Raw genomic sequence first — 17,812 nt, forward strand, 5'->3', positions numbered from 1 at the left:
GGCTAGGACCGGACGGCGGTGATCTCGACGCCGGCCGCGGCCGCATGGGGCGCCAGGGCCAGGGGCTTTTCGACCCGCACCCGGGCGCGGGTGACGCGGGGATCGACGAAACAGGCCTGGGCCAGACGTTCGGCGAAGGTCTCGACCAGGTCGATATGACCCTCGGCGACGATGGCGCGGGCGGCCTCGCCGACCATCTCGTAGTTGACGGTGTCGCCCAGCCGCTCGCAGTGGCTGGSGGCCACGTCCAGCTCGACATCGACGATCAGCGGCTGGACCCGGCCGTGCTCGTGGTCGTAGACGCCGATCTGGGCGTCGACCTTGAGGCCGCGCACGAAGACCTTGGTCACGATGATCCGGGCCAGATCCTGGGGCGCCAGCGAGGCCGCGGCGGTTTCGACGAGGGGTGCTGCGGCCAAGCGGTGGCCTCCTAAGGCGCGACGATGTCCGGCGTGCGCCAGCCCAGGTGCTGGCCGCCGTCCACGGCGATCATCTGGCCCGTGACCGACGGCGCGTCAATGAGATAGCGCAGGGCGGCGGCGACCTCGTCCGGCGTGGCGCGGCGCTGCAACAGCACGCCGGCCGCTTCTGCCTCGAACTCGCCCGCGGTCTGGTGGACCGAGGGCAGGGTCGGGCCCGGCCCGATGGCGTTGACCCGCACGCGCGGCGCCAGGGCCTGGGCCAGGGTCTGGGTCGCCCACCACAGGCCGGCCTTGGCGAGGCTGTAGCTGAAGAACTGGGGATTGGGCCGCAGCACCCGCTGGTCGACGATATTGACCACCAGGCCTTGCCGATCCTCCGGCAGGGCGGCCGCGAAGGCCTCGGCCAGCACGATCGGGGCGCGCAGGTTGGTCTCGAGATGCAGGTCCCAGCTGTCGCGCGACAGCCCGCCGACGCGGTCGTCTTCGAAGGCCGAGGCGCTGTTGACCAGCAGGGTGACGGGGCCGAGTTCAGCGGCGGCCTGGTCGATCAGGCCACGCACGGCGTCCTCGTCGGCGAGGTTGGCGCGGACCAGGACCGCGCGGCGGCCGAGCGCTTGCACAGCCTCCGCCGTCTCCTGCGCCTCGTCGACCGAGGCGCGGTGGTGGACGGCGACGTCATAGCCGGCGCGGGCGGCCTCCAGGGCCAGGACCCGGCCGATCCGGCGCCCCGCGCCGGTGACCAGGGCCGCGCCGCGCCCAGGGACGCCCGCCGCGCCAGTCATTAGTCGATGCGGCCGAACTCGAAGTAGTTCAGGCCACAGACGACGGCCAGGAAGATGGCGATGACACCGATCGCGAGCATGGCGCGGCTCCAGATAAGACCAAGGTTGCCGCCGCTTTAGCCGCGCCCACTGGCGACGGCAAGGGCCTGACCACGCGCGCGGACCGGGCTAGAACGGTTCCATGCTCTGGCGACGCCGTATCGAACCGTTCACGAGGCCCCTGGTCTACGCCTTTTTCCGGCTGACGCGGGGGCTGACCCTGGGGGTGCGGGCGGTGGTGACCGATCCCGAAGGCAAGGTCCTGCTGATCCAGCACACCTACATCAAGGGCTGGTACCTGCCCGGCGGCGGGGTCGAGCGCGGCGAGACGGCCGAAACCGCCGTGGTCCGCGAGCTGGCGGAAGAGGCCGGGGTCCGCGCCCTGTCGCGCCCGCGCCTGGTCTCGGCCCACAGCAACGAGGTCCTGCACCCGGGCGACCACGTGCTGGTCTACCGCGTCGACGCCTGGGAGCCTTGCGCCTCGGACGCCGAGGGCGAGATCCTGGCGGTCGGCTGGTTCGCCCTCGACGATCTGCCGGAGGAGACCACCAAGGCCACGCGGCGGCGGCTCGCCGAGGCGCTGGGCGGGGCGGAGGCGGATCCGATGTGGTGAGGGGGCGTCATTCCCACGCGAAAACCCTCTCTCATAGAGAGAGGGAATCTTACCCCCTACCGCCGATCCGCCGCCATTGCCGCCGCGCGCGCCGTCTTCAGCACCTCGAACTGGGTGTCGATCATCCGCGCGTTGGGATCGTGGCCCGTGCGCGGCATCGGGATGAAGGCCTTCTTCGGGGCGGTCAGGCTGTCGAAATAGGCGCGCGACACTTCCGGCGGGGTGACCAGGTCGGCTTCGCCCTGCAGCATGTAGACCGGCATGGCGAAGCGGGTCCCCAACTGGCGCAGGTCGATCTTCGGCCCCATGCCGTCGCCGGCCAGACCCACGAAATTCAGGAACGAATAGTCCTCGCCGGCCTCGTAGTCGGCGGCGTAGGCGGGGGTGTCGTAGCCGGGGCCGGGAGCGAACCAGCCTTTGGGCGCGGGATCGGTCGCCAGGGCCTCGTACTTGCGGGTGGCGCGGCGCAGGGTTCCGAAGGCGCGGGGATTGGTCCAGGGCGGCGGACCCAGGGCCTCCAGCTTGCCGACCGTGTCGGTGTCGCCGGCGGCCTTGGCCAGGCCCAGGGTGCGCGAATAGCTGAGCTTCACGTCCTCGGCGTAGTTGGCCAGCTGGGCCGTGCCGACATAGGCGTGGAACAGGCCCGGTTCCTTCTGGGCCATGTGCACCGCCAGGGCCGAGCCCCACGAGCCGCCCATCAGGATCACCTTGCGCTTGCCCAGCCGCTGGGCCGCGTAGCGCGCCACCTCGACGCCGTCGCCGGTCAGCTGCGTCATGGTCAGCGGCGTGTCCTCGGACGGCTTGTTGGCCCCGTAGGTCTTGCCCGCGCCGCGCTGGTCCCACTGGACGATGGTGAAGTCCTTGATCCACGCCCCGAACAGACTGTGGGCGAACGGGGTGTTGGGATTGCCGGGACCGCCGTGGACGATCAGCACCACCGGATTGGCGCAGTCCTGGCCGTCGACCGTCACCCACTGCGGGATGCCGCCGATAGTCACGAAGCCGGCCTCGGCGACCGGCTTGCCCGCTTGGCAGGCCGGGACCGGCGCGACCGGAGCCGACTGGGCGGCCATGCCCGCGACCAGCGACAGCACCGCCGTCGCCGCGAAAATTCCAAAACGCTTCATCACGCCCCCACGGCCGTTCCGCGCATCCGGCGCGAGGCCCCCGCTCGCTTACCACCCCGGGGAGACGAGGCCAGCGAATTCGCGGCTGGCGCCGCGCTGGGGGGCTTCCCACCTGAACGCCGATCACATTAAATGGCTGTTTGAAACCGCCCGCCGTCAGAGCGGGACCAGGCGGAACATCAAGGGCAGGAGCACGGCATGCGCGACTACACCAAGTTCTATATCGACGGGGCCTGGGTCGATCCGGCCGCTCCGAAGACCCTGGACGTCATCAACCCGGCCACCGAAGAGGTCGCCGGCGTGATCTCGATGGGCTCGGAGGCCGATGTCGACCGCGCCGTCCGCGCCGCCCGCAAGGCGTTCGAGACCTATTCCCGGACCAGCCGCGAGGAGCGCATCGACATCCTCGAGCGGATCATCGCCGAGTACCAGAAGCGCTACGAGGACATGGCCAAGGCCATCACCGAGGAGATGGGCGCCCCGGCCTGGCTGGCCCAGCGCGCCCAGGCGGCCATGGGCATCGGCCACCTTCAGACCGCCGCCGCCGTGCTCAAGAACTACCAGTTCGAGGAAGACCGGGGCACGACCCGGATCGTCAAGGAGCCGATCGGCGTCTGCGCCTTCATCACGCCGTGGAACTGGCCGGTGAACCAGATCGCCTGCAAGGTCGCGCCCGCCCTGGCCACGGGCTGCACCATGGTGCTCAAGCCCTCCGAGATCGCGCCGTTCAGCGCCCAGATCTGGACCGAGATCCTGCACGCCGCCGGCGTTCCGGCCGGGGTGTTCAACCTGGTCAACGGCGACGGCCCGACGGTGGGCGCGGCGCTCAGCAGCCATCCGCAGGTCGACATGGTGTCGTTCACCGGCTCGACCCGGGCCGGCATCGAGGTGGCCCGCAACGCCGCCCCGACCGTCAAGCGCGTCCACCAGGAGCTGGGCGGCAAGAGCCCCAACATCATCCTCGACGACGCCGATTTCCCGCGCGCCGTGGGCGGCGGCATCGCCTCGGTGATGATGAACTCGGGCCAGTCGTGCAACGCCCCGACCCGGATGCTGGTCCCCGGCCAGCGCATGGACGAGGTGATCGCCATCGCCAAGGCCGCCGCCGAGAGCCACACGGTCGGCGACCCGAACGGCAACCACAAGATGGGCCCGGTGGTCTCCGAGACCCAGTGGAGCAAGATCCAGGGCCTGATCCAGAAGGGCATCGACGAGGGCGCCACCCTGGTCACCGGCGGCGTCGGCCGGCCGGAAGGCCTGGACAAGGGCTACTACGTCAAGCCGACGGTCTTCGCGAACGTGAAGAGCGACATGACCATCGCCAAGGAGGAGATCTTCGGCCCGGTGGTCTCGATCCTGGGCTACGACACGGTCGACGAGGCGATCACCGTCGGCAACGACACCGAGTACGGCCTGGCGGCCTACATCTCGGGCGGCGACCCGGAGGCGGTGCGCAAGGTGGCCGCCAAGCTGCGGGCCGGCCAGGTCAACCTGAACGGCGCCAGCCCCGACCTGATGGCCCCGTTCGGCGGCTACAAGATGAGCGGCAACGGCCGCGAGTGGGGCGACCACGCGTTCGGGGAGTTCCTGGAGACGAAGGCGATCCTGGGCTACGCGCCGAAGGTGGCGGCGGAGTAGGGATTGCTCTGAGCTAGGTGAGTTTGGTGAGGGCGGGGTCGTGAGGCTCCGCTCTACTTACCGCGCAGAGAAATTTTACGACGCGAGAATTGGTAGGAGCTTCGTGATAATTGCGCCGGCTATCGCGCCGACCAAAGCTTCTCCAAATTTGTCACGTATCCAGCCAAGTATCTTATTAACGAAGCGATCGATGATGATCTCAGGCACTCGGTTTTGAATTATCGTGCTTTCGAATATCGCTATTTCACTGAGGGCAATTTCCCTGTCTTCGTCGCTGACCGAGTTGCACCCGCGAACTGCCGAGCCTAGTAGACTTGCGTCTACGCTGAGGCCGATGCGCACGTTGTCTGAGAAGCTGATATAGCGATCGGCACCAGGAGCTTGGCGTGGTCGTGAAGCATAATCTGGATGAAGTTCCAGTAGCTCTTCTGCTTCTTCGACGCCAACATTTGTGAGGCGCAGGTCAAGCCCGCCCTCATCTCCGCCGCCCATGGTGTACGACGGCTTCACATACCCTCGCTCGTCAAGGTCGCGAACCACCAGTCTTAACTGGCCGGGGCGTCGCTCAAGCCCCACGTCATCGGCCACTTTGGATGGGGAATAGTAGGCGCCTAGGTCCGTATCTCGTGCCGCCAGAAACAGGGCGACGAGGAGCCTCTCTCGAAATTCACTAGTTTTCATCGTGATCTCACAGGCGATCCTGGGCTACGTGCCGGGTGTGGCGGCGGAATAGGGCGTCATCCGCTGAGTTGGCATTGGAGGGGCAGGGCTGTGAGGCTCCGCCCTTTTCTGATTTCAGACGCATGAAATCGTGTTTTGAACCGCCAGTTTAAAAGCCGATGCGACGCGGCTTCTCCTGCTGCTTTGGAACAGCGACCATTTGAACGTTGACCTGAGTGTAGTGCTGAATGAGGCGCGCTGCGCGGCCTTCGCTATCCACGCCATCGAAGACAACCATTTGTCCGGAGAGGCGCAGGTCATCGACATGGATCGTTAGGCCCGGACCGTTTGCAACGATCCCCAATTCCGTCTCGTCCGATAGGCGGGTTTGAAATCGTTTCATTTCTTCGACCAGAGCATCGAATGCGTATTCTGGTATCGACTTGAGCACGGGCACTTGGAACTTAGACGTCATATCAGGATCCACCTTTTTAGAACCCGACCTCCCAGGTCGGTGTGAACCTTACATCTCTTGGAGGCTGTAGCGTGCCGGACTGTCCAGGTCAGTCAAGGACCGCCCTCCGGGCGGCCGCTGCGCGGCGGCGAAGCCGTCCTTGAGTGACCTGGACAGTCCGGCGATCGTCTCGCCGTGAGATGTAAGGATGGCTCCCTTCCTGGAGGGAAGGCCTTCTGAACCAAGCGAGATCGCGCGCGCCAAAACCCTCTCCCATAGGGAGAGGGCGGGGCCCGCCGCGTAGCGGTGGGAGGGTGAGGGGTTACGAGGGCGGACGCCGTAACCCCTCACCCCTACCCCTCTCCCTCTGGGAGAGGGAGCGCCGCCGCCTCACCCCTCTTCGATCTGTCGTTCGTCCTCGCGGCTGATCGAGACCTCCTCGAAGTCCAGTTCCTCCTGCAGGACCAGGAAGGCGTCGGCGCCGACGGAGTCGGCGTCGCGCAGTTCCTCCAGGCGTTCGCGCTGGCGGCGCAGGGCCTTCAGGCCGACGGCGCGGCGGGCTTCCAGGGGCGGGCAGTCGCGGGCCGCCTCGGCCCCGACGGCCTCGAAGCGGTAGCGCCAGTACTCGGTGGCCGGGCCGGTCTTGTGCGCCAGGACCGCCAGAGCCGCGGCGGCCAGGTCGGCGCGGGCCCGGGCCAGTTCGTCCTCCAGGCCGTTCTCGCCGTCCAGCTTCAGCAGGCGGACCAGCGGCGACAGGGTCATGCCCTGGACCACCAGGGTGGCCAGCACCACGGCGAAGGCGGTCAGCACGATCAGGTCGCGCTGCGGGAAGGTGGAGGGCAGGGCGAAGGCCGTGGCCAGGGTGACGAGGCCGCGCATGCCGCACCAGCCGACCAGCACCCCGTGGCGCAGCGAGCTCGGCTTGGCGTCGCCGCGCAGCCAGCGGATCCGCTTGGCCAGGCGGTTGTAGGTCAGCACCCAGGCCAGGCGCACCCCGACCAGGGTCAGGATCACCGCCCCGGCGAAGGTCGCCGCGTCGCGCAGCCGGCCGGGGTCCATGGCCGTGACGATGGTCCGGGCCTGGAAGCCCATCAGCAGGAAGGCCAGCACGTTCAGCACGAACACCGCCGAGGTCCAGACGGCGAAGCTATGGATCCGCGTCCGGGGCGGGGTGCGCAGGCCGGCGGTGCGGGCGATGGTCATGGCGAAGGCCACCAGGCACAGCACCGGCGACAGGCCGATCCGCTCGGCGATCACCCAGACCCCGAAGGCGGCGACGAACTCGAACACGTTGCCGCCCAGGGTGCCGGCCACATAGGACGACAGGAAGCGCATCAGCCGGGCCAGCACGATGCCAAGCACGATCCCGCCGGGCGCGGCCAGGGTCAGGCGCAAGCCCAGGGCGCCGTCGATCTGGCCCTGGCTCTGCAAGGCCGTGGCGGCCGAGAACAGCAGCAGGGCCGTGGCGTCGTTCAGCAGGCTCTCGCCCTTCAGCACCGCGACCGAGCCGCGTGGCATCTTCACGCTGCCCAGGATGGCGGTGGCGGCGGCCGCGTCGGGCGGGGCGACGATGGCGCCCAAGGCGAGGGCGGCGGCGATCGGCAGGCCGGCCAGGGTCACGCCCAGCCAGGCCACCGCGCCGGCGCTGAGCAGCACGGCGACCACGGCCAGGGCGAACAGCGGCCGCCACAGCCGCCGGACGGCGCCGACCGGGAAGTCGAAGGCCGCGTCGACCAGGGCCGGGGCGATGAACAGGGCCAGCGCCGTGTGCGGCTCGATCGAGATCTTCGGCGCGCCGGGGATCAGGGCCAGGCCGACGCCGGCGGCGGCCAGCATGGTCGGATAGGGGATGGTCAGCCGGCGCGCGGCCTGCAGCAGCAGCACCGCCGCCGCCAGCAGGATCAGCAGGCTCTCGAAAAAGCTCACGAGACCTCCCTCGGCCAGGTGAGGGATAGCCTAAAGCGGTCCTGGAGGAAGAGGGAAGTCCCTAGGCCAATTGACATTCAGGGGCAGGTGCAAGTTCCACCGCCTTCCTGGGCCTTGTGCCCAGGACCCATGTTCGAGGCAGGTGCGGACTCTCTAGGTTTGCGAGGCTGAAAGACCGCGAACTCGGCCGCAATTCCGTTGAAGCTGAACCCTGGGTCCTGGGCACAAGGCCCAGGAAGGCAGGTGAATTACTTGCGAGAAAATGCCGACGGTCCCTACCGCGCGTTGGCCACGCCGTCGACGTCGTCGCCCGAGACCAGGCGCAGCAGGTGGTTGCGGCCCAGGGGGGTGATCTCCCAGCCGCCGCCGCTGTGGCGCGCCAGGCCCAGCGAGGTCAGGGCTTGTGCGGCGGCGATGTTGACGAAGTTGGAATCCTGGCCCGGTTGGCGCTCGGCCAGGCTTTGCAGCGCGCGCAGGTGGCTTTCGGGCAGCGTCTCGGTAGGGGCCTGGGTCATGTCGCTCCGGTGAGTTTCGATCGAAGCCGCCGATCGGCGAGGGCGGACCCTCGGTAACGCCTGGGAAAGCCGCCAGGTCGACATGAACGCCGGCAAGGTAGCACATCGAGCCTCGGTTGGCGCGCCCTTGATCGAACGCCGCTCGCTTTGTCGGGGGGGAAGGCGCATGGTTCGCCGTCGCCGGCCCTCTCGACAAAGCGGGCGCCGAGAACGAGGCCGTCGCGTCCATGACCACCGCCTTATGACCACGTCCGAGAACAAGCTGTTCGGGCCGTACGACTACGAGATCGTCTATGGCTGGTCGGCGCGGGCGCTGGAGGTGACGATCTCGGCGCGGTCGGCCCACCCGCTGATCCGGGGCGACATCTGCACGATCGGCGGCGAGGCCGGGACGACCTGCAAGGACTTCGTCGTCATCGAGGTCAAGTGGCGCGGCGACCTGTGGTCCGCCCGCTGCGTCGGGGCCGGCGAAGAGTTCTTCTGAGCCGCGCGCCAAGTTCCGGGCGTGTTTTCGCTCTGAATTCAGCGGACGGCTTATTGGCTCTGATCAAGAAAAACGTGGGATCTCGGGCGGTCCGCTTTAATCGAGCGGCGCTTTTAATTTCGTGTTAATGGTGCGAAATGCGTGAAATCACCAATCGTACCGTTCTCACCGTTCTACGCCACGATGGTGGATGGAGCGTCGAGCAGGATGGCGACTTTTTCGGCCAGTCGGCCGACAAGGAAGTCGCCAAGGCCGCCGCCCACCGGCGGGCGCTCAGCCTGCACGAGTCGGGACAAGCCTGTCAGATCCGGATCTCCGGCGAGCACGGCTTCTGGGGGCGGTCATGATCAAGGCCCCCGCCAAGCCCAAGCCGCCCCAGTCTCCGGCCGTCACGTTCCGGAGCCAGATCGAGGCCGCGATCGCCGGCGGCGCGCCGGTCGCCGCGATGACCCTGCGCCTGACCCTCAATGACGGCCGCCGCCTGCGCCGCGACGAGACCGTGCCGCTGGACCAGATCAGCTATCTGGGCGGCGAGATGCACTATTTGGGCGTCAAGGTCGTCGAAGGCGGCGTCGACGCCAGCGTCCTGGACCAGGGCGCTTAAGCCGCCACCGCCGCAGGCCCCCACCTGACCACGCTCCGCGTGGTCGTCCGCCCCCGGAGGGGGCGGAAGGTTGGCGCGGCGTCCTTCTTCCCCCTCCGGGGGAGGAGCGCCGCAGGCGCGGAGGGGGCAAGTACGGGGATTGAGCGCGCTGTATCCCCGGCGTTCGCGAGATCGAAACCCCACGAAATCAACCGCTTCTCACTTTTACGCGCCTCTGAATGATCCGCGTTGAATCCCGCTGCACAATCATCGCTGTCCCCGTCGCAAGGGGAGGGCGCTTGGATCCGGCCCGAAGCGGCGATGGGGATAGGCTGAGCGGGGCCGCTGGCGGTTCCCGGCGGGCTCGCCAGGTCGCGCGGCTTACTCTTTAGGAGCGCGTGCGAGTGGCGGACTTGTCGGGACAAGGCCGAGCGGCGAAACGACAGGGCGGTGATCGTACAAGCCGCCTATCGTGGATCGCCGAGCTGGAGACGGAATAGCCGATCCAGTTGGTCCACGCCCGTCCGGGGGTAGCGGAGGCCCGAGCAGACAACGCTCACGCCCGCCGTCCTCACGGCAAAGAACAGCCTGGCGGAGCGGACGACGAACCGAAACACACAAACACTCACGGTCATCCGGGTTCGCCCGGCCGCTCCGTCGCCTCCCCACACACCTTCAGCGGTGAGCCGCGTGAAGCGGCGGAGCCGCGCCCCTCACCAGCTCAGCCCGCCGCGCACCAGCACCGCGGTCTTGTCCGACATGCCATAGGCCATCAGCTCGGCCGGCTTGGCGGGCGGGGCCTTGGCCAGGGCCGGCCAGCCGTCGTGATATTCCAGGGCCGCGACCTCGACCTTGCCCGTTCCGGCGGTCGTGAAGCTCAGGGTCACGCCGTTCGGGTCGGGGGCGTGATAGGTCAGGCTGGACCACTTGCCGGCCACGGTGTTCAGGGTGACGGGCCGGCCGTTCAGGCGCGGCTGGCTGAGCGCGGCGCTGGGGCGCAGGCGGATCGTCACCATCTCGGCGCCCGGCGCGGGGATCAGGCGGACCAGCAGCCGGTCGTCGGCGCGGTCGAGCGTCAGCTGCGGCGGCGCCACCGGCGCGGGGCGGGTTTCGGACATCCACACCGGCTCGCGCCAGAACGGGGCCAGGGTCTGCTTCTTCGGTTCGGAGCCGCCGTCGTCGGGCAGCACGGCCCGGGTCCAGGCGTCCAGGCGCGGCTGGTCGGCGATCCGCCAGGCCTTGCCGGTCGACAGGTCGGCCACCTGCAGGGCCTGGGTGATGGCCGGCCGGCCGGGCTCGCCGCCCAGCCGCGCGGCGCTGGCGATCAGGGCGATCCCGGCGACGGCCAGGATCCCGGCGGCGCGCCAGGCCCAGCGGGTGGCGGCGAAGTCGTGGGCCAGCGGCGACAGGGCCGGGGCGGCCAGCATGGCGAAGGCGGCCAGGATCGCCGGCTCCATCATGCCGACGCCGGCGAAGGTCCAGGCCCCCCAGGCCGCCAGCTGGGCGGTCGACAGCACGGCCAAGAGGCCGACAGCGAAGGTCAAGGCCAGCGCCACCCGCTTGTCCCGCGTGCCGCCGACGCCGATCACCAGGGCCGCGCCGACGGCGGCGACCAGCAGCGGCCAGGTCAGCATCACGGTCAGGCCCGGCGCCAGGGCCTGGGCGGCGGTGGCCAGGATCAGCACCACGACCATCCCGCCGATCCAGGCCCCCAGGGCGCCGGTCCGGAAGCCGAGCGCGGCGGCGGCGAACACGCAGGTGGCGACGCCGAGGCCAAGGCCGATCGGATCGAAGCCGCCGGCCAGGCTGCACGCCCCGCCCAGGGCCAGGGCGACGACGCAGGGAATGATCCGGCTGGCCCCTCGCGCCTGGGCCGTGGCCACGCCCAGGCCGGCGGCGACCGCGATGATCCCCGCGCCCCACAGCAGATGGTCGAAGCGGATCAGCAGGCCGTAGAAGCGCTGGATGTCCTGGATCATCAGCGCCCGGCCGGCCAGGTGCAGCACCAGGCCGGCGCTGGAGGCAATCAGCAGCAGGCCGGCCGCGCCGCGGGCGATCTCCCAGCCGCTGGCGCCCTGTCCGGCCAGGGTGCGCCAGGCGGTGAACAGGATCAGCGCGGCGGCCAGCCCCAGCAGGATCCAGCCGACGACCGGCGGATAGCTGACCAGGACGAGGCCCAGCACGTCGGAATAGATGGCGTTCTCGGTTCGAGCCGGCAGCTGGGCCGCGTCGGCCAGGGCGCGCACGGTCGGCAGGACCTGGTCGCCGATGTGCTGCAGGCTGCCGCGCTCCAGGTGATCGGGCCGGGCCAGCGGCGTGTGATAGGCCAGCTGGTCGTCGATGAAGGCCAGGTTCAGCCCGGGCAGGCCGCGCTTCACCGCGTGGGTGAAATCGGTGTCGTTCGGCATCTTCTCGTAGACGGTCGCGGCGACCGAATTGGCCGAGGGGGTCTTGGCGGCGCGAGCGAAGACGCCGATCAGCGCGCCGTTGCCGGAGCCGGTCTGGAACATGGCCGCCCGCCCAGCGTCGCCGCGCGCCTCCAGGTTCACGACCAGGCCGACGTGCTTCAGCATCGGGTCGCGGGCGAAGAAGGCGTCGGCGCCCAGCAGGCCCGGCTCCTCGGCGTCGGTGAACAGGAAGATCACGTCGCGGGCGTGGAGCCCATGGGCGCTCTCGTCCGCCTTCAGGGCGCGGGCCACCTCCAGGGCGGCGGCCACGCCGGCGGCGTCGTCGGCCGCGCCGGGCGAATTGTGGACCGAGTCATAATGGCTCATCACCAGGATCGCCGGCAGGTCGCGGTCCTGGCCCGGCAGCACGCCGACCAGGTTCTGCACCGCCGCGGCGCCCAGGGCGCGGCCGTCCTTCGAATAGGGCAGGAAGCCCTCGCCCGGATGGACCGAGACCTCGAGGCCCAGCGCGCTGATCCGGGCCAGCAGGTGGTCGCGGACCCTGGCGATCTCGGCCGAGCCGGTCGGGTGGGGCTTGCGGGCGATGGCGGCGACGTCGGCCATGGCCCGGTCGGCCGAGAAGGCGCTGGCCGGGGCGCTGGCCGGAACGGCGGCGGGCGGCCGCTGGCTCCAGGCGCCGAGGGCCAGGCCCAGGACCAGGCAGATCCAGAATCCGAGGAAGCGGATCGTCTTCATCGGCGTGCCTCCGGGTTCGAATCGATCCCCCACCCCGGGGCCATGCTGAGGTGATGCGCCGTGATCCGGAACCCCCGAAATGACCCAAGCCCTCGAAATGAAAAGGGCGACCCGGTGGCCCGGATCGCCCTTCCCCTTCCGAAAGCCGGCGACGCGCCTGGCGCCGCCGGTTCCCCCTCCCGGTTAGACTTTTTTGGGTCGGTTAGAACTTCGACCGCAGCGTCACGCCGTAGGTGCGCGGGGCGCCCAGGAACGCGTCGTAGGTGATCGTGTCCAGCGCCGGGCTGTAGGTCGCCTGGGTGGCGCTGAGGCCCGAGGAGCCCTGCAGGGTGCCGTTGAAGGCGACCTGCATGTACTTCTCGTTGAACAGGTTCTGGCCCCACAGCTCCATGGTCCAGCGATCGTCGGCCGAGCCCAGGCTCACGCGACCGTTCACGACCGTGAAAGCCTTCTGCATCTTCGGCGGGAACAGGTCCGAGCCCGTATTGTACGAGGACGAGTACTTGGCGCCGAGGTTGAAGCGGACCTTCAGATTGTCGCCGACCGGGGTCTCGTAGGTCATCGAGCCCGAGGCCGAGTACTTCGGAGCCAGCGACATGCGGCTGCCCGGCAGCAGGGCCAGGGCGTTGCCCGGGTCGTTCGGGATCGGCTGGCTGCCATACTCGGTCAGGGCGTAGGTGAAGCCGCTCTGGACCATCAGGCCGTGGACCGGGGTGAACCACAGGAAGTCTGCGTCGAAGCCCTTGGACTTCACCTCGGGGATCGAACGGACGACGAACGAGGTGCCCAGGAAGGTGTTCAGCTGGAAGTCGGTGAACTTCTGGTGGAAGGCGCTGACGTTGAAGAGCACCGTGCGGTTGAACAGGGTGTTCTTGACGCCGAGCTCGTAGCTGTCGACGAATTCCGCCGGGAACGAGGTGTCGTAGATCGGCGCCACGCCGCTGCCGCCCGAGGGCAGGCCGTTCGACGACTGGGTGCGGTCCAGGTTGAAGCCGCCGCCCTTGTAGCCGCGCGCGAACGAGGCGTAGGTGAAGACCTGCGGCGAGAAGCGGTACGAGGCCTTGAGCGTGCCGCTCCACTCCTTGTCCGACCGAGACTGCTTGGTGCCGCGGCCGTTGAACAGCGGGTTGGCCCAGGGCAGGCAGAGGTTGCCGATGACGGTCGGGGTGGCGGCCGCGCCGACGATGCCGGCGATGCGGGCCTGACCGGCGGGCGACAGGGCCGTACCGCAGCCGACGCCGCCGTCGCTGTTGGTCTGGAAGGTGTCGAGCTTCTTCTCTTCCGACGTATAGCGCAGGCCGCCGGTGATCTCGAACGCGTCGGTCACGTGCCAGGTGTCATTGGTGAACAGGGCGACCGTGGTGGCGCGCTGGTCGTAGCGGTCATAGAGGCCCTGGCCGCCGGCGAACGAGGTGTTCGGGGCGCGATTCAGCAGCAGGGCGATGAAATTGGCCACGCCCGCCGGATTGGCGGCCGAGCGCGACAGCAGCCGGCCCAGATACTGCTCGTAATCGTTGCCGTACAGGAAGTTGGTGCGGGTCTCCAGGCGCTCGTCCGCCAGGAAGGCGCCGAACAGCCAGTCGAACTTGTCGCTCTTGCCGGCCAGGCGCAGTTCCTGGGTGTAGGTCGTGAACTGCGAATGGTTGGTGCCGTCCTTGTTGCGATAGGCGAGGTCGGCGGTGCTGAAGTCGGCGTCCTGGCCGTTGTCGGTGCGCCATTGGCGGATGGCCGAGATGCTGGTCAGGCTGCCGAACGGCAGGTCGATGTCGCCCTGCAGCGACACGCCCTTGTCCTCGATGGTCGACGGAGCGCCGCGGTTCGAATAGGCCACGCGCTTGTATGGGTCGGCGGTCGTGGCCACCGGGGTCGCCTGGCCCGAGACCAGGGCCAGGATGCCGGCGGTCGGGCCGGTGCGGATCTGCACGGCGCCGCAGCAGTTCTCGTTACGCTTCGAATAGTCGGCGATGACGCGGAAAGTGGCCTGGTCGTCGGGCACGAACAGCAGCTGGCCGCGCACGGTGTAGAAGCCCTGGTCGGCGTCCTGCTTGCGCTTGGACGGGCCGTTGCCGACGATCACGTCGTTGTAGCCGTCGCGCTCGCGAGCCGCGACGTAGAGGCGGCCGGCCAGCTTGTCGCCGACCAGCGGGCCGGTGACCGAGGCCGAGACGCCACGGGCGTCGTAATTGCCCAGAGTGACCTCGGCGTTGGCGCCGAAGCCGAACTCGGGCTCCTTGGTCACCACGTTGATGACGCCGGCCGAGGTGTTCTTGCCGAACAGGGTGCCTTGCGGGCCCTTCAGCACCTCGATGCGCTCCATTTCGCCCAGGTCGCCGAAGCCGACGCCGTTGCGGGGACGATAGACGCCGTCGATGACCACGCCGACCGAGCTCTCCAGGCCCGGATTGTCGCCGACGGTGCCGATGCCGCGCACGCGAGCGGTGGTCGAGGCTTCCGACGAGGTCGAGGTGACGGTCAGGCCGGGGGTCAGGATCGTCAGATCCTTGATGTCCCTGACGCCGGTGTCCTGCAGCAGCTTGGCGCCGACGGCGGTGACCACCACGGGGACGTCCTGCAGGTTCTGTTCCCGCTTCTGGGCGGTGACGATAATGCTGTCGACAGTTTGGGTGTCGCTCGTTTGAGCCTGCGCGGCGCTCGAGGCGCCAAGACCGGCGAGGACAACAGCGGACGCAGTGCCGCAAAGCACCTGGGTGAAGCGCATTTCCTACCTCGGTTTGTTGGCCGAAAGCGCTTGCCCGCCCCCGGCTTGTTTTTCGTTGCTCCGTCGAACGATTGTTCGAATGGATGGCCAAGGGTTAGGCGCCACCCCCGGTCTCGGCAAGTGAAATCCCTTGCGGGGGAAAGGTTCTGGCGGTTTCTGTTGCCGGGAAGCGACAGCGTTCGCCGCCGTCATCGACCTTCGAAAGGGACTTGCGCGGGCGGCGGGTCAGGCTCATCTGGCGGCCATGAGCCTCTCGCCCGACTACCGCCCCGACCCGCGTTTCCAGGCGCTGGGACGCGACTTCGCCGATCCGGTCGAGGCGGCTGACTTTCCACAGACGATCCTGCGTTTTCGGAACGATCGCCCGGCGGCGAGCGTGGGCCTGGCGACACTGAGCGACGCGGACTGGGTCCGTCACTTCGGACGCTTCGAGCCGTTGCCGGACAACATGCCGCTGCCGCTGGCCATGCGCTATCACGGCCACCAGTTCCGCGTTTACAACCCCGACCTGGGCGACGGGCGCGGCTTTCTGTTCGCCCAGCTACGGGAGCAGGGAACAGGTCGCCTGCTGGACCTGGCCACGAAGGGCTCGGGCCAGACGCCATGGTCGCGCTCGGGCGACGGCCGGCTGACCCTGAAGGGCGGGGTGCGCGAGATCCTGGCCGCCAGCCAACTGGAAGCGCTTGGCGTTCCGACCTCGCGGGCCTTCTCGCTGGTCGAAACGGGCGAAGCCCTGGTGCGGGGCGACGAGCCCAGTCCGACCCGCTCGGCGGTGCTGACCCGGCTGTCGCACAGCCACATCCGGTTCGGCACGTTCCAGCGCCTGGCCTATTTCGATCGTCGCGACCTGATCACCCAGTTGGTCGATCATGTGGTCGAGACCTATTTCCCGCATCTGGCCGACGCGCCCGACCGCCCGGCGGCGCTGCTGGAGGCAACGGTGGCGGCCAGCGCCCATCTGCTGTCGCGCTGGATGGCGGCCGGCTTCGTGCACGGGGTGCTCAACACCGACAACATGGTCGTCACGGGCGAAAGCTTCGACTACGGCCCCTGGCGTTTCCTGCCACGCAACGACCCGAACTTCACGGCCGCCTATTTCGACCATTCCGGGCTCTACAGCTTTGGCCGTCAGCCCGAGGCGGTGTTCTGGAACCTGCAGCAGTTGGCCGCCTGCCTGACCCTGGTCGGCGACCAGGCGGGACTGCTGGCGGCGCTGAACGGCTTCTCCGACGCCTATCGCATCGCCCTGCGCGCGGCGATGCTGGATCGGCTGGGCGTCAAGAGCCGCGATCCCGACGCGGACGTGGAGCTGGTCAACGCCGCCTTCCGGGCCTTGGCCGAGGGCGGCGACGCCCTGCGCTGGGAGCCGTTCTTTTTCGACTGGTTCGGCGGCGAGGCTTCGGAGGCGCGCGCTCTGGCGGGGCCGCGCGCGGCGCTCTACGGCGCCGAGACCTTCCTGACCTTCCGCCGACAACTCGCGGCTTTCGAGCCGGATCGCCCCGAACGGCTCGAAAGCGCAGTCTTTCAGGCGTCCGAACCCGAGGAGCTGATCATCGAGGAGGTCGAGGCGCTGTGGGCGCCGATCGCCGAGCACGATGACTGGGGGGCGCTCCACGCCAAGCTGGGCCGGATCCAGGCGGCGCGGGCGGCTTATCAGCTTGGCCGCGACGGAGGCAAAAAAGCCGCGTTCTGAATTTTTTCGTTCGAGCGCGGAACAACCGTCAAGGTTCCGTCTTACAACTGCGGCACAGTACCGCCGACGAACGCCGTGTGGAGACACCCAATGCGCTTCTTCCAACCGATCCTGCTGGTCTGCGCCGTGGCCATGTCATTCGTGGGCGCCCTCGGTCTGCCGGGCTGCGCCCGCGCCATCGGCGAGTGCCTGCGCGATCGTCCCGAGCTGGCCTAGGGCCGTTCTGGGCGGCTAGGCGCTCAGCGCTTCCGGTCCCGCGACCGCGTCGCCAGTCAACTGGCGCCGCGCGGTCATGGGGAACGCGGCCAGGAACCGTTCCAGGAACAACCACGTCGCCTTGTCGTGATCCAGGTGGTGGGTCAGCAGGCCGATCGGCTCGTCCCATCGGCCGGCGAGGCGTCGCTGGGCCATCAGCCGGCGCATACGCGACAGGAATCTCCAGCTCCCCCGGAAGCGCCCGCCGCCTTTCCAGCGCAGCACGTCCAGGTGCGCGTCCAGCCGCGCGACGCCGCTCTCCGTGCCGCTGACCCGATCGAAGCCCGAAACGGCCAGGATCGAGGATTCCGGCAGGGCCGCGAGCAGCTGTGGCGTCAGATTGTTCCAGGGGGGCACGAACAGGGTGGGGGCGGCGCCGGCGCGGTGAAAGGCCATCACGGTCGATCGCAGTTGGGTGCTGACCCAATCGACGCCGTCGCCGTCGACGATCTCGCCGAAGCCCCGGCCTTCCGGTTGGCGATTGACGTGCTTGAACCCGTGGACAGCGATCTCGACGCCTGGCTCGGTCTCCACCCGGCGAACCAGCAGCGGCAGGTTCGGACCGGCGATCGACGCCAGGGTCAAGGCGGCGCCGTGACGACGGGCCAGGTTCAGCAGTTGCTCCAGCGCCCCGGTCGGGACGCGCGCATCGTCGTCGCGCCACCAAAGCACGGGCGTGCGGCCCGCTCTGGCCCAGAGCAGGAGCTCGGGACCGAGGACCAGGCGGAAGGCGAGGGGCAGGCGGGCCGACATCGGCGG

General features: G+C 68.9%; 17 protein-coding genes and 1 pseudogene. 7 read left to right on the forward strand and 11 right to left on the reverse strand.

Annotation, left to right across the window (positions count from 1 at the left end):
* Positions 1-2: 2 nt before the first annotated feature.
* Both folB and ASC70_RS03050 read right to left on the reverse strand, forming a co-directional pair.
* On the reverse strand, positions 3-419 hold the full coding sequence (gene folB / locus ASC70_RS03045) for a dihydroneopterin aldolase (RefSeq protein WP_162247177.1): 417 nt from the start codon (positions 417-419) through the stop codon (positions 3-5).
* An 11-nt stretch (positions 420-430) separates the two neighbouring features.
* Positions 431-1,204 carry an SDR family oxidoreductase gene (locus ASC70_RS03050; protein ID WP_056046383.1) on the reverse strand — a complete coding sequence of 258 codons (774 nt, stop codon included), beginning with the start codon at positions 1,202-1,204 and terminating at the stop codon, positions 431-433.
* Between the two features lie 181 nt (positions 1,205-1,385).
* On the opposite strand from ASC70_RS03050, the gene ASC70_RS03055 reads away from it, so the two are divergent.
* Positions 1,386-1,856, forward strand: coding sequence for an NUDIX domain-containing protein (locus tag ASC70_RS03055; protein WP_056046384.1), 471 nt, complete (start codon positions 1,386-1,388; stop codon positions 1,854-1,856).
* 56 nt (positions 1,857-1,912) lie between these two features.
* On the opposite strand, the gene ASC70_RS03060 is transcribed toward ASC70_RS03055, so the two are convergent.
* Positions 1,913-2,983, reverse strand: coding sequence for an alpha/beta fold hydrolase (locus ASC70_RS03060; RefSeq protein WP_082539554.1), 1,071 nt, complete (start codon positions 2,981-2,983; stop codon positions 1,913-1,915).
* A 198-nt stretch (positions 2,984-3,181) separates the two neighbouring features.
* On the opposite strand from ASC70_RS03060, the gene ASC70_RS03065 reads away from it, so the two are divergent.
* A complete protein-coding gene (locus tag ASC70_RS03065) occupies positions 3,182-4,621 on the forward strand; it encodes an aldehyde dehydrogenase family protein (RefSeq protein WP_056046387.1) in 1,440 nt (479 codons plus the stop codon).
* A gap of 75 nt (positions 4,622-4,696) precedes the next feature.
* Here the strand turns inward: ASC70_RS03065 and ASC70_RS24765 are convergent, their stop codons facing one another.
* From ASC70_RS24765 to ASC70_RS03080, 5 genes and pseudogenes are all read right to left on the reverse strand, one after another.
* A complete protein-coding gene (locus tag ASC70_RS24765; RefSeq protein WP_156396108.1) occupies positions 4,697-5,302 on the reverse strand; it encodes a hypothetical protein in 606 nt (201 codons plus the stop codon).
* 148 nt (positions 5,303-5,450) lie between these two features.
* Entirely contained in the window at positions 5,451-5,756 is a 306-nt protein-coding gene (locus tag ASC70_RS03070; RefSeq protein ID WP_056046389.1) for a hypothetical protein, read from the reverse strand.
* 245 nt (positions 5,757-6,001) lie between these two features.
* Positions 6,002-6,129 (reverse strand): annotated as a pseudogene (locus tag ASC70_RS25410) (hypothetical protein); the annotation flags it as partial.
* The gene (locus ASC70_RS03075; RefSeq protein ID WP_056046391.1) at positions 6,126-7,661 is read right to left on the reverse strand and encodes a sodium:proton antiporter; all 1,536 of its coding nucleotides are present in this window, start codon (positions 7,659-7,661) and stop codon (positions 6,126-6,128) included. The pseudogene ASC70_RS25410 and the gene ASC70_RS03075, both read right to left, overlap by 4 nt.
* 275 nt (positions 7,662-7,936) lie before the next feature.
* Entirely contained in the window at positions 7,937-8,176 is a 240-nt protein-coding gene (locus tag ASC70_RS03080; RefSeq protein ID WP_052196579.1) for a hypothetical protein, read from the reverse strand.
* Between the two features lie 241 nt (positions 8,177-8,417).
* On the opposite strand from ASC70_RS03080, the gene ASC70_RS03085 reads away from it, so the two are divergent.
* From ASC70_RS03085 to ASC70_RS03095, 3 genes are all read left to right on the forward strand, one after another.
* Positions 8,418-8,660, forward strand: coding sequence for a hypothetical protein (locus ASC70_RS03085; RefSeq protein ID WP_056046392.1), 243 nt, complete (start codon positions 8,418-8,420; stop codon positions 8,658-8,660).
* 137 nt (positions 8,661-8,797) lie between these two features.
* Positions 8,798-9,007 (forward strand): hypothetical protein, encoded by a 210-nt coding sequence (locus ASC70_RS03090; RefSeq protein ID WP_047403516.1) that lies wholly within the window; start codon positions 8,798-8,800, stop codon positions 9,005-9,007.
* On the forward strand, positions 9,004-9,264 hold the full coding sequence (locus ASC70_RS03095) for a hypothetical protein (RefSeq protein ID WP_047403517.1): 261 nt from the start codon (positions 9,004-9,006) through the stop codon (positions 9,262-9,264). Before ASC70_RS03090 ends, ASC70_RS03095 begins: the two co-directional genes overlap by 4 nt.
* 692 nt (positions 9,265-9,956) lie before the next feature.
* Here the strand turns inward: ASC70_RS03095 and ASC70_RS03100 are convergent.
* Positions 9,957-12,386, reverse strand: coding sequence for a M20/M25/M40 family metallo-hydrolase (locus ASC70_RS03100; protein WP_056046394.1), 2,430 nt, complete (start codon positions 12,384-12,386; stop codon positions 9,957-9,959).
* Between the two features lie 202 nt (positions 12,387-12,588).
* Positions 12,589-15,105, reverse strand: a complete 2,517-nt coding sequence (locus tag ASC70_RS03105; RefSeq protein ID WP_056046396.1) for a TonB-dependent receptor — start codon at positions 15,103-15,105, stop codon at positions 12,589-12,591.
* Positions 15,106-15,349: 244 nt separating this feature from the next.
* On the opposite strand from ASC70_RS03105, the gene ASC70_RS03110 reads away from it, so the two are divergent.
* Positions 15,350-16,798, forward strand: coding sequence for a protein adenylyltransferase SelO (locus ASC70_RS03110; RefSeq protein WP_056046398.1), 1,449 nt, complete (start codon positions 15,350-15,352; stop codon positions 16,796-16,798).
* 90 nt (positions 16,799-16,888) lie between these two features.
* On the forward strand, positions 16,889-17,014 hold the full coding sequence (locus ASC70_RS24300; RefSeq protein WP_082009038.1) for a hypothetical protein: 126 nt from the start codon (positions 16,889-16,891) through the stop codon (positions 17,012-17,014).
* Between the two features lie 15 nt (positions 17,015-17,029).
* Here ASC70_RS24300 and ASC70_RS03115 read toward each other — a convergent pair whose 3' ends face one another.
* A complete protein-coding gene (locus tag ASC70_RS03115) occupies positions 17,030-17,806 on the reverse strand; it encodes a polysaccharide deacetylase family protein (RefSeq protein WP_056046399.1) in 777 nt (258 codons plus the stop codon).
* Positions 17,807-17,812 lie beyond the last annotated feature (6 nt).

Source organism: Caulobacter sp. Root343 (assembly GCF_001425745.1).
In the GTDB taxonomy this organism is placed as follows: Bacteria; Pseudomonadota; Alphaproteobacteria; order Caulobacterales; family Caulobacteraceae; genus Caulobacter.

What these genes read in the sequence shown, in the direction of transcription:
- ASC70_RS03050 (WP_056046383.1), bottom strand. Translation starts at nt 1,204, where the DNA reads ATGACTGGCGCGGCGGGCGTCCCTGGGCGCGGCGCGGCCCTGGTCACC.
- ASC70_RS03055 (WP_056046384.1), top strand. Translation starts at nt 1,386, where the DNA reads ATGCTCTGGCGACGCCGTATCGAACCGTTCACGAGGCCCCTGGTCTAC.
- ASC70_RS03060 (WP_082539554.1), bottom strand. Translation starts at nt 2,983, where the DNA reads ATGAAGCGTTTTGGAATTTTCGCGGCGACGGCGGTGCTGTCGCTGGTC.
- ASC70_RS03065 (WP_056046387.1), top strand. Translation starts at nt 3,182, where the DNA reads ATGCGCGACTACACCAAGTTCTATATCGACGGGGCCTGGGTCGATCCG.
- ASC70_RS24765 (WP_156396108.1), bottom strand. Translation starts at nt 5,302, where the DNA reads ATGAAAACTAGTGAATTTCGAGAGAGGCTCCTCGTCGCCCTGTTTCTG.
- ASC70_RS03070 (WP_056046389.1), bottom strand. Translation starts at nt 5,756, where the DNA reads ATGACGTCTAAGTTCCAAGTGCCCGTGCTCAAGTCGATACCAGAATAC.
- ASC70_RS03080 (WP_052196579.1), bottom strand. Translation starts at nt 8,176, where the DNA reads ATGACCCAGGCCCCTACCGAGACGCTGCCCGAAAGCCACCTGCGCGCG.
- ASC70_RS03085 (WP_056046392.1), top strand. Translation starts at nt 8,418, where the DNA reads ATGACCACGTCCGAGAACAAGCTGTTCGGGCCGTACGACTACGAGATC.
- ASC70_RS03090 (WP_047403516.1), top strand. Translation starts at nt 8,798, where the DNA reads ATGCGTGAAATCACCAATCGTACCGTTCTCACCGTTCTACGCCACGAT.
- ASC70_RS03095 (WP_047403517.1), top strand. Translation starts at nt 9,004, where the DNA reads ATGATCAAGGCCCCCGCCAAGCCCAAGCCGCCCCAGTCTCCGGCCGTC.
- ASC70_RS03100 (WP_056046394.1), bottom strand. Translation starts at nt 12,386, where the DNA reads ATGAAGACGATCCGCTTCCTCGGATTCTGGATCTGCCTGGTCCTGGGC.
- ASC70_RS03105 (WP_056046396.1), bottom strand. Translation starts at nt 15,105, where the DNA reads ATGCGCTTCACCCAGGTGCTTTGCGGCACTGCGTCCGCTGTTGTCCTC.
- ASC70_RS03110 (WP_056046398.1), top strand. Translation starts at nt 15,350, where the DNA reads ATGAGCCTCTCGCCCGACTACCGCCCCGACCCGCGTTTCCAGGCGCTG.
- ASC70_RS24300 (WP_082009038.1), top strand. Translation starts at nt 16,889, where the DNA reads ATGCGCTTCTTCCAACCGATCCTGCTGGTCTGCGCCGTGGCCATGTCA.
- ASC70_RS03115 (WP_056046399.1), bottom strand. Translation starts at nt 17,806, where the DNA reads ATGTCGGCCCGCCTGCCCCTCGCCTTCCGCCTGGTCCTCGGTCCCGAG.